Genomic DNA, 10,644 nt, shown 5'->3' on the forward strand with positions numbered 1-10,644 from the left:
TGTTGTGTGTTTATTCTGAACTCTTGAACTGAATTTATTTCAGTTTGTTTCAGAATCTAGTTATTTAGAAGATGCAAAAATAGTTATAAGTTGTGAGTTGTGAGTTATGAGTTATGAGTTTTTTTAAATCAAATTCAGCAACTTATCTTTCAATAATGGCAAACCTTCACTAGCTTTTAGAGGAATAATTTCAACTTTATTGTGTACATTTTGCATAGTTCCAGGATTTGGATCAATATAATAAATAGGAATATTTGGTGGTGTATATTCAACCAAACCTGCTGCTGGATACACTTGAAGCGACGTTCCAATTACAGCAAAAAAATCGGCATTTTGAGTAATTTCTAATGCTTCTTTAAGTGCAGGAACATCTTCGCCAAACCATACAATATGTGGTCGCAATTGAAATCCGTTTTCATCAACATCAGTTTTATTCAAATCGGTTTTCCAATCTAAAATGTAATTTTTATCTTTTACACTTCGCACTTTAAATAATTCGCCATGAAGATGTAAAACATTTGTACTTCCAGCTTTTTCGTGTAAATTATCTACGTTTTGAGTAATTATATAAACTTCAAAATATTTTTCTAAATCGGCAAGAACTTTGTGTCCAAGATTTGGTTCAACTTCGTGCAATTGTTTTCTTCTTTGATTGTAAAAATCTAAAACCAACGCTTGATTTTTGCGCCAACCTTCTGGAGTTGCAACATCCATAACATTGTGTCCTTCCCAAAGTCCGTCAGAATCTCTAAATGTTTTTATACCACTTTCTGCAGAAATTCCTGCGCCTGTTAAAACAACCAATTTCTTTTTCATTTATGCTTAATTTACTTGTTTTAGATTTATTTAATAATCTAATATTTATTGTACTAAATGGAATTTATTTTAAAGTTTAAAGTTACTGTTTTTTACTATTTTTACCAAATAATATTTATTCAAATGGTCGATTTAGATTATCTAGCTTTTTTAGAAAACATACTTACCGAAAATAGAAAAGAACGCTTTTTGCAGGTTTTATCTAAACGTACCAATCATTTTACTATTGCAATGGAAGATATTTTTCAGTTGCACAATACCAGTGCGGTAATGAGAAGTTGTGAAGTTTTTGGAATTCAACAGCTCAATGTGATTGAAGAACGCTACACCAAATCTATTGATAAAGAAATTGCAATGGGCGCACAAAAATGGGTTGATGTTAACCGATTTGAAAGTATTTCTAATTGTATTTCCACCTTAAAAAGTAAAGGTTATCAGATAATTGCAACTTCGCCACACGAAAATGATTGTGATTTAGACAATTTTGATATCTCAAAACCAAGTGCTTTTTTCTTTGGTACAGAACGCGACGGATTATCAGATGAAGTGTTACAAAAAGCGGATGGTTTTTTAAAAATTCCGATGGCTGGTTTTACCGAAAGTTTGAATATATCAGTTTCGGCTGCAATTATTATTCAGAATTTAATGAGTCGTTTGCATAAATCTAACATCAATTGGCAATTATCTGAAGAAGATATTCTTGAAAAAAGATTGCTTTGGGCAAAGAATACTATTAAAGATATTAAACGAATTGAGGAACGGTATTATAAAATTAATCTTTAAAAAATTCAACTCCATTTTCTCCAACAAGATTCTTTCCTTTTTCTGTTTTTACTTCGAAATGGCCAAATTGCCAATGGTCATTAATTTGAATCCCAGTTAGCGCGGATATATCAACGCAACGATAGCGCGGATTTGCGACCGTGCCAAAAAAAAGAAAAAAATAAAATAAAAAAATAAGTAAAAACACCTAGAAAAAAACAAAATAATAATTTTAATTTTACTGTTAATAATTTAAAACCAATTTATTATGATAACAGCAACCCAAAAATCAAAAATTCTACAAGTAGTAAATGTTTTTGAAACTGGCACAAAACAAGGCAAGTATGATATGCTTGTAATTTATGCTGATGGAAGTAACAATTCTAGACAAATTACCTATGGCAGAAGCCAAACTACAGAACAAGGTAATTTAAAAGCATTATTGCAATTGTATATTGTTAAAAATGGCAAGTTTGCAGTGCAATTTCAACCATTTATTAAAGATATTTGTAAAAAATCATTGGTAGATAATGTTGCATTTAAAAACTTGTTACGTCAATCGGCACGCCAAGATGTAATTATGCAACAAAGTCAAGACGAGTTTTTTGATAAACTATATTACCAACCAGCACAACATTTTTTTGAAAAAAATCTTTTTAAAAATGCATTGAGTATGTTAGTAATTTATGATAATTACATACATTCTGGTAGTATTCCTGCATTTTTAAGAGAACGTTTTCCAGAAAATATTCCATTAAACGGCGGCGATGAAAAAAAATGGATTAAACAATATGTAGATACCCGTCACAATTGGTTAGCAAATCATTCTAGAAAAATTTTACAAAAAACCATTTACAGAACAAATTGTTTTAAAAACTTGATTGCATCTAGTAATTGGGATTTGTCTAAAGTTATTGATGCCAATGGTACTTTAATTTCTTAACTATTATTTGATGTTAAATTTTGAATTTTATGCAATATTTAATTGATATTTAGGTTTTTAAATTATTGAATGTGTTTTTGAGATTCTTCCTTCGTCAGAATGACAAGTTTGAGGTTAACATTTACTTTAAATTAGTAAAATTTCAAAGCATTTAATTCGTGAGAATTTGTGCAATTTGTGGTAAAATTTAAATATATTCTTATTTTGTAAGGATGACATGATTTTTGTTAGTGATAACTTTGAATTAGTGAAATTTCAAAGCATTTAATTCGTGAGAATTGGTGCAATTTGTGGTAAAATTTAAATAGATTCTTTTTTTTTTAGGATGACATGATTTTTGTTAATGATAACTTTGAATAAGTCGAATTTTAAAATTTTTAATTCGTGAGTATTGGATTAATTCGTGTTAAAGGTTTTAAGAGATTCTTCCTTCGTCAGAATGACAAGATTATATTTAAAAATAGCATAAAATTAGTGAAATTTCAAAGCATTTAATTCGTGAGAATTGGTATAATTCGTGTAAAAAACAATAAATTTCTGTACAATGAAAAATCTAAAAATTAAAATTTCACTATTTTTTTCAATAATATTAGTATCTTGTACATCAACAAGAACAGCACTTTTTGATCAATATTCCTATAAAAAAACTACCGAATTAAAAGTAGAAACATCCAATTTAATAGACAAAGCAACAACATCTTATAGTGCAAATAAAGTACAAATAGACAAGTTACTTCTTGATATAGAAAAACTAGTAGAATACGAAAAAAACAAACCCAATAACGAAATCACATTTGCCATGTGGACCATTTTAAATGACAAAGAGAAAAACTTGTTGGCAGGATTTTTTAAACGTTGGGAAGAAAAAGATAAATTGTCTGCAACATTTTCGCAAGAAGCTAAAAAACAAGTAATTGAAGCATTTGATTTGTTAATTCAATACGAAGTAAAAAAAGATAAAGAATCGGCAAACTTACTTCTAAATCTTATAAACAGTCAAAAATAAAAGTTATGAATATAGAAAAATTATTAGCCGAAATTAAAGCACAATTACTAGAGCTTTTAAAAGAAAATTATAAAGATTTTGTACCCCAATTAGAAAATGATATAACTAATTTTTTAAAGCAATCTAAAGTAAAATTAGAACGTTGGACATTGCTTTTAGTTGATAAATCGTTAACTCAAGATGACTTTGAATGGTTGGTAAAAAGCCAAAAAAACTTATTGGTTTTAGAAGCTTTACAAACCGCAGGATTATCAAAAATTAAGTTGAATAATTTAAAAAATTCCATAATTAAAGTTATTATAAATACAACAGCAAAGGCAGTTTTGGTTGGATTGTAGTTGTTTAAGAAAAGATCTTTGTTAGAATTTTATTTAAATTTTTAAGTTTGGTGAGATTCTTCCTTAGTCAAAAAGACAAGTTTGAGGTTAAAGTTTACTTTAAAATCAGTGAAATTTTAGACTTTTTAATTCGTGAGAATTGGTGTAATTTGTGGCTAAATTTTTTATAATTGTATGGTGAGATTCTTCCTTCGTCAGAATGACAAAATAGCGGTTAAAGTTCACACTAAATTAGTGAAATTTTAGAGTATTTAATTCATTAGAATTGTTGAAATTTGTGGCTAAATTTTTTATAATTGTATGGTGAGATTCTTCCTTCGTCAGAATGACAAAAAAGCAGTTAAAGTTTACACTAAATTAGTGAAATTTTAGACTTTTTAGTTCGTGATAATTGGTGTAATTTATGGCTAATTTTTTTGTAATTGTATGGTGAGATTCTTCCTTCGTCAGAATGACAAAGTATCGAAAAAAGTTTACGTTAAAATTTGTGAAATTTCAAAGTATTTAATTCGTTATAATTGTTGTGATTTATGGTTAAATTTTTTGTAATTGTATTGTGAGATTCTTCCTTCGTCAGAATGACAAAAAAGCAATTAAAGTTTACTTTAAAATTTGTGAAATTTCAAAGTATTTAATTCGTGTTAATTCGTGAAATTTGTGTAGAAATTTTTTGTAATTGTTTGGTGAGATTCTTCCTTCGTCAGAATGACAAAGTATCGAAAAAAGTTCACTTTAAATTAGTGAAATTTCAAAGTATTTAATTCGTGAGAATTAGTGAATTGAAAATCATCGAATACAATAATAAATAATTACTAATGAGATAAATTCGTGTGAAAATTATTAATGAAATTCGTGTCAAGAAAATATATGGCAAAAAAAATAAGAATATTAAGTTTAGATGGAGGATGAATTAGAGGAATAATTTCATGTGTAATCCTTAAATACATAGAAGAACAACTTCAACAATTAGATAATCCAAATGCTAAATTGGGCGATTATTTCGATTTAATTGCCGGAAGTAGCACAGGCGGAATTCTAGCAGCAATTTTATTATTTCCAGACAATGCCAACAAAGCAAAATTCTCTGTTCAAGAAGCATTAGATTTATATGCAAAACGAGGCGATGATATATTTGATGTTCCGTTTTGGGAAAAAATAATCAATCCTTTCGGACTTTTTAACGAAAAAATATCAGAAGATAATTTAGAACAACAATTGTTTGAAGTATTTGGAAATCTAGAACTTAAAGATTTCATAAAACCATCACTAATAACATCTTACGACATTGTTCAGCGTAGAGCAAAGTTTTTTACAAGTCATGATGCCAATGAATCATTAGAAAATTTTTACGTAAAAGATGTTTGTAGAGCAACATCGGCAGCACCAACTTATTTTGAACCTGCGCAAATAAAATCGCTTTACGGTCAAGAATTTACGTTAATTGATGGTGGAGTTTACGCCAATAATCCAACTTTGTGTGCCTACGCCGAAGCGCGAAAAATACAGTTTTCTAGAATTTTAAACGATCTTGAAAAACCAGACAAACCATCCATTAAAGATATGATTATCATTTCTGTTGGTACAGGAACAGTTTTAAAAGAATACCAATTTGAATACCTAGAAAACGCAGGAAAACTAAAATGGATAACTCCTTTAATAGATATGCTACTTTCGTCAAATGTAGAAACGGTAGATTATCATTTACGAAAAATGTTTGAAACTTTAAGCGCAAGAAATCATAAAAATTACCACAGATTGATGCCCAATTTACAAAATGCCTCTCCAGAAATGGACGATACTTCTCCAGAAAATATTTTTGAACTACTTCAAGCCGGATTTTCATTTGTCAATGAAAACAAAGAACATTTAGTTACTATTGCAAAGAAATTAATTAAGAATAAGTAAGATAAATTGGTATAATGCCAAAAAGTGCAACTTTACACTCATTTTTTTTGATATTAATGTGTAAATAATTTGTTAATCTTTCGGTTAATTATATATTTGCACGTTTCAAAAAATGTGTGCTTCATTAATATATTGTATATGCATTGAAACTCAATTGTTTATCAATTAGTTCACATTTTTTAAAATCCAAACCAAACAAAAATTAATTAATTTTTAGTAATAATGCAGAATAAAGGACTTATTAAATTTTTCGCAATTCTATTTGCACTGGTAAGTATTTACCAACTTTCTTTCACTTTTGTTGCCAATGGAGTGAAAAACGATGCTAAAGCATTTGCTACAGCAAAACTTAGCGAATTAAAATCTAAAGGTATCGCTAAAGATAAATTGCCTGATGGAAATTCTTTAGAAGTAAAATACCTTGACTCAGTTAAAAAAGTTGAAGTTTACGATATGGGTTTTACAAGTTTCAACTATGATGAAGTTAGTAAAAAACAAATTAATAAAGGTTTAGATTTAGAAGGTGGAATTAATGTAATTCTTCAAATTTCTGTTAAAGATATTCTTAAAGGATTGGCAAATGAGTCTAAAAATCCTGTTTTTGTTAAAGCTTTAGATCAAACTGCCGGAATTAGAGAAGGTAACGAACCTTATTTAGATGCATTTTTTAGATCATTTGAATCTGTAGCTGCAGGTACAAATACTAAATTAGCTTCGCCAGATATTTTTGCAAATAAAAATTTATCTGACGAAATTAACTTTAAAATGACTGATAGTGAAACTAAAAAAGTTATCAGAAAAAAAGTTGACGAATCTGTAGAATCTGTTTTTGGAGTATTAAGAAAACGTATTGACAAATTTGGAGTTACGCAACCAAACATTGCTAAACTTGGGCAAACCGGAAGAATTTTAATTGAACTTCCTGGTGCAAAAGACGAAGATAGAATTAAAAAATTAGTTTCAAGTAGAGCTCAATTAGAGTTTTGGGAAACTTATAAAATTGAAGAAATTGGTGGTTTTCTTGAAGCTGCAAATAATGCTTTAAAATTAACAGAAAAAAATGTAAAAGTTGTTACTCCAGTTGTACCTACTGATACATTAAGTAATTTAATTACAGATAAATCTAAAGATTCTGTAAAAGAAGGAGAAAAAGCACTTGGACCTTTATTAGAAAAATTTGTTTCTGGTGGTGGTGGACCAATCTTAGGAATTGTTGCTGAAAAAGATACTGCTGCAATTAGTTCTTATTTAAAAAGAAAAGATATTGTTGCTTTAATTCCAGCAGACAAACGATTTGTAAAATTTGCTTGGGGAAAAGAAACAGAAACTGTTGACGAAAAAACTAAAAAGTCTACTACGACTTTTGAATTATATGCTTTAAAAGGAAATAAAGACAATAAAGCACCAATAAGTGGTGGCGTTATTTCTGATGCTAGAGATTCTTTTGATCAATTTGGTAAACCATCGGTTTCAATGCAAATGAATGGTCAAGGCGCAAGAGCTTGGGAACAAATGACTGCTAAAGCTGCTGCACAAAAAAGCTGTATTGCAATTGCACTTGATAATGTTGTATATTCTGCTCCAACTGTAAATGAAGCCATTGCTGGTGGAAGTTCTATTATTTCTGGAACATTTGATATTTTAGAAACACAAGATTTAGCCAACGTTTTAAGAGCTGGAAAACTTCCTGCTGCTGCAGAAATAATACAATCGGAAGTTGTTGGACCATCACTAGGAGAAAAATCAATTAAAGCTGGTTTAATATCTTCTTTAGTTGGACTTTTACTAGTATGTTTATGGATGGTTTTCTATTATGGAAAAGCTGGTTGGTATGCAAATGCTGCATTATTAGTTAACTTACTTTTATTATTTGGTGTTATGGCGAGTTTCGGATTCGTATTAACATTACCTGGAATTGCTGGAATCGTGCTAACTTTAGGAACAGCGGTTGATGCAAATATTATTATTTACGAACGTGCCAAAGAAGAACTTAGAGAAGGAAAATCTCTTGGAGAAGCTGTAAAATCTGCTTACGGTTGGAAAGGTGCAATGCGTTCTATTATTGATGCCAACGTTACTCACGTTTTAACTGGAGCAATATTATTTATATTTGGAACAGGACCAATTCAAGGTTTTGCTTTAACTTTATTAATTGGTATTTTTACATCATTATTTACATCAATCTTTATTGCAAGAATTTTTATTGATAGAGACGTTACTAATGGTAAAGAGTTAACATTTTCAACATCGATTACTAAAAATTGGTTTACAGGTTTCCATTTTGATTTCTTAGGAGCAAAAAAATGGACTTATGCAATATCAAGTACAGTAATTATAGTAAGTTTCATCTCATTTTTTACTAATGGTTTAGATCAAGGTGTTGATTTTGTTGGAGGAAGAACTTTTCAAATTAGATTTGAAAAACCAGTAGAATCTACTCAAGTTTCTGAAGAATTATCTGCAGCTTTTGGAACTCCAGTTGAAGCAAAAGTATTTGGCGATAACAATCAGTTAAAAATTACAACTAAATATAAAATTGAAAAAGAAGGATCAGAAGTTGATAAAGAAGTTAATGTAATTTTACATAAAACATTGTCTAAATATTTTACTAACACAGATTATAATAAATTTACAAATTCTTACGATGGTAAAGAATTAGGAGTTTTACAATCATCTAAAGTTGGTGCTTCAATATCTGAGGATATAAAAACCAATTCGTATTGGGCAGTTCTTGGTGCAATGGCAGTTATTTTCTTGTACTTAATGATTTCATTTAGAAAATATCAATATTCTCTTGGTGCAATTGCTGCAGTTGCGCATGATGTTATTTTCGTATTAGGTATTTATTCTTTATGTTATAAATTTATGCCTTTCCACATGGAAATGGATCAACACTTTATTGCCGCAATCTTAACCGTAATTGGATATTCTATGAATGATACAGTAATTGTATTTGATAGAATTAGAGAATTTGTTGCAGGAAAAAGAAAAGGTACTTTTAAAGATGTTGTAAATGCATCAATTAACACAACTTTGTCAAGAACAATAAACACTTCATTAATGATGATATTAGTGTTATTAACAATGTTTATCTTTGGTGGTGAATCAATTAGAGGATTTATATTTGCCATGTTAATTGGTATTGTAATTGGAACTTATTCTTCATTATTTATTGCAACACCAGTTTTAGTTGACTCAATGAGTAAAAAAGACGTTGCAGAAATTGAAAAGCGTCATACAGAAGCAGCTTAATTTTAAGCAAACAATATATAGAAACTACCTTAGAAATAAGGTAGTTTTTTTTTGATTAAATTTAATAGAGTACTTTAAAAAATTAAAAGTATTTTGTGAAATTATTTAGTAACAAATGGCTTGGTCTTTATTTATCAACCATTTTCCTGCCTTGCATTCTATTTCCGATGAAAAATCGGAAGATGCCATTTCAGTCAGGGTTAAATAAGTTATGTATTGAATTTTTATTCTCTATCTTAATCTAGTTATTTTTACGAAATCAGTACAGCCAATAATTTTTTTATAGATTAACACTCAATTTGTATAATAAAAAAAAGAGCACTAAAATTTAGCACTCTTTTAAAAATATAAGTTTAAAATGATTTTAATTTAAAGTAATTTCATTTCTTTTTGCTCTAAAAACAAAGTAAATACCAGCAATTACAAACGGAATACTCAACCATTGTCCTGTAGATAATACAGTTAATCCTTGTATTTCTTCAATTCCGCCTTGCTTACCTTTTACATATTCTACTACAAATCTAACAGACCAAAGTAAAATTAAGAAAACTCCAAAAATTAACCCTTGTTTTTCTGCAGCTTTTGTTTTCCAATAAAGAAATAAAAGAATAAAAAATACAAAAACATAGCAAAAAGCTTCATACAATTGTGCAGGATGTTTCATCGGAACTTCATTTAATAAATCTATAAATTTAGAATTGCTTGCAATTGCTTCATAAGCTTTGTCAGAGTCTACAATTTGTGTTCTTTTCACAGCATCTTGTGGAGTAAAATAATCTCTAATAAATTTAACTCCATAAGTTGTATTGGTTGTTTCAACACCAACAATTTCTGAATTAAAAAAGTTACCTAGTCTAACAAATATTGCTCCACTTGCAACAGGAATAACAACTCGGTCTAATACCCAAAGTAATGGTTTATTGATGACTTTTTTACTGTAAAAATACATTACAATTATCATTGATATTGCTGCGCCATGACTCGCCAATCCTGTAAAACCTGTAAAATGAAATTCTGGTTCAAATTTTACAGGCAATAAAATCTCACCAAGGTTGTTTCTAAAATAAGGCCAATCATAAAAAAATACGTGCCCAAGTCTCGCTCCAACTAATGTAGCAAGTACAGACCAAACAAAAAGTGTATCTAGTTTATCAATTGATTCGTTTTCTTTTTGAAATATTTTTTTCATTATGTACCAACCTAATCCAAATGCTACTACAAACATTAAGCTGTAGTATCTTATTGTTATTGGTCCTAAATGCATTCCTTCTGATGGATTCCAAATCATTTGTTGTATTATTTTAAAATTTAAAAAGTCAAATTTAGTTTTTTAAAAACTATAAAATCTAAAAATTTTGTTATTCTATTTATAATTTCGTTTTGCCCACATTCTGCTTGGTTCAATCCATTCATTTAATGGTTTAAATAAAAATCCGTGTTTAAGATTTGTATTGAGTTCTATTTCTTTAAATTGATTTATTTTTAACTTTGAAGTAATTTTTCTTTGCATTGCCGAAACTCCATAAAAATCAGATTTTTCATAAATGCTTAAAATGTTTCCACAAAAATTTATCTCTGGATAATTTTCAATATCAGTATCTTGATAACAACCAATAAATACA

At 28.7% G+C, this 10,644-nt stretch carries 8 protein-coding genes and 1 pseudogene; 6 read left to right on the forward strand and 3 right to left on the reverse strand.

Annotated elements, in window-relative coordinates; genetic code table 11:
* Positions 1 to 123 precede the first annotated feature (123 nt).
* Entirely contained in the window at positions 124 to 816 is a 693-nt protein-coding gene (locus ACH2BC_RS06620; RefSeq protein ID WP_395053201.1) for an NAD-dependent deacylase, read from the reverse strand.
* Positions 817 to 939: 123 nt separating this feature from the next.
* On the opposite strand from ACH2BC_RS06620, the gene ACH2BC_RS06625 reads away from it, so the two are divergent.
* From ACH2BC_RS06625 to secDF, 6 genes are all read left to right on the forward strand, one after another.
* Positions 940 to 1,599 carry a TrmH family RNA methyltransferase gene (locus ACH2BC_RS06625; RefSeq protein ID WP_395053202.1) on the forward strand — a complete coding sequence of 220 codons (660 nt, stop codon included), beginning with the start codon at positions 940 to 942 and terminating at the stop codon, positions 1,597 to 1,599.
* A 247-nt stretch (positions 1,600 to 1,846) separates the two neighbouring features.
* Positions 1,847 to 2,521 carry a chitosanase gene (locus tag ACH2BC_RS06630; RefSeq protein ID WP_395053203.1) on the forward strand — a complete coding sequence of 225 codons (675 nt, stop codon included), beginning with the start codon at positions 1,847 to 1,849 and terminating at the stop codon, positions 2,519 to 2,521.
* Positions 2,522 to 3,065: 544 nt separating this feature from the next.
* Entirely contained in the window at positions 3,066 to 3,527 is a 462-nt protein-coding gene (locus ACH2BC_RS06635; protein ID WP_395053204.1) for a hypothetical protein, read from the forward strand.
* Positions 3,528 to 3,532: 5 nt separating this feature from the next.
* A complete protein-coding gene (locus tag ACH2BC_RS06640; RefSeq protein WP_395053205.1) occupies positions 3,533 to 3,865 on the forward strand; it encodes a hypothetical protein in 333 nt (110 codons plus the stop codon).
* 921 nt (positions 3,866 to 4,786) lie between these two features.
* Positions 4,787 to 5,770, forward strand: a complete 984-nt coding sequence (locus tag ACH2BC_RS06645) for a patatin-like phospholipase family protein (protein ID WP_395053208.1) — start codon at positions 4,787 to 4,789, stop codon at positions 5,768 to 5,770.
* Positions 5,771 to 5,992: 222 nt separating this feature from the next.
* Positions 5,993 to 9,022 (forward strand): protein translocase subunit SecDF, encoded by a 3,030-nt coding sequence (secDF, locus tag ACH2BC_RS06650; protein ID WP_395053206.1) that lies wholly within the window; start codon positions 5,993 to 5,995, stop codon positions 9,020 to 9,022.
* Between the two features lie 364 nt (positions 9,023 to 9,386).
* On the opposite strand, the gene lgt is transcribed toward secDF, so the two are convergent.
* Positions 9,387 to 10,310, reverse strand: a complete 924-nt coding sequence (lgt, locus tag ACH2BC_RS06655) for a prolipoprotein diacylglyceryl transferase (protein ID WP_395053207.1) — start codon at positions 10,308 to 10,310, stop codon at positions 9,387 to 9,389.
* A 75-nt stretch (positions 10,311 to 10,385) separates the two neighbouring features.
* Positions 10,386 to 10,644: pseudogene (locus ACH2BC_RS06660) on the reverse strand (alpha/beta hydrolase); the annotation flags it as partial.

The organism is Flavobacterium sp. (assembly GCF_043760115.1).
Lineage (GTDB): Bacteria > Bacteroidota > Bacteroidia > Flavobacteriales > Flavobacteriaceae > Flavobacterium.

What these genes read in the sequence shown, in the direction of transcription:
- lgt (WP_395053207.1), bottom strand. Translation starts at nt 10,310, where the DNA reads ATGATTTGGAATCCATCAGAAGGAATGCATTTAGGACCAATAACAATA.
- secDF (WP_395053206.1), top strand. Translation starts at nt 5,993, where the DNA reads ATGCAGAATAAAGGACTTATTAAATTTTTCGCAATTCTATTTGCACTG.
- ACH2BC_RS06630 (WP_395053203.1), top strand. Translation starts at nt 1,847, where the DNA reads ATGATAACAGCAACCCAAAAATCAAAAATTCTACAAGTAGTAAATGTT.
- ACH2BC_RS06635 (WP_395053204.1), top strand. Translation starts at nt 3,066, where the DNA reads ATGAAAAATCTAAAAATTAAAATTTCACTATTTTTTTCAATAATATTA.
- ACH2BC_RS06625 (WP_395053202.1), top strand. Translation starts at nt 940, where the DNA reads ATGGTCGATTTAGATTATCTAGCTTTTTTAGAAAACATACTTACCGAA.
- ACH2BC_RS06640 (WP_395053205.1), top strand. Translation starts at nt 3,533, where the DNA reads ATGAATATAGAAAAATTATTAGCCGAAATTAAAGCACAATTACTAGAG.
- ACH2BC_RS06620 (WP_395053201.1), bottom strand. Translation starts at nt 816, where the DNA reads ATGAAAAAGAAATTGGTTGTTTTAACAGGCGCAGGAATTTCTGCAGAA.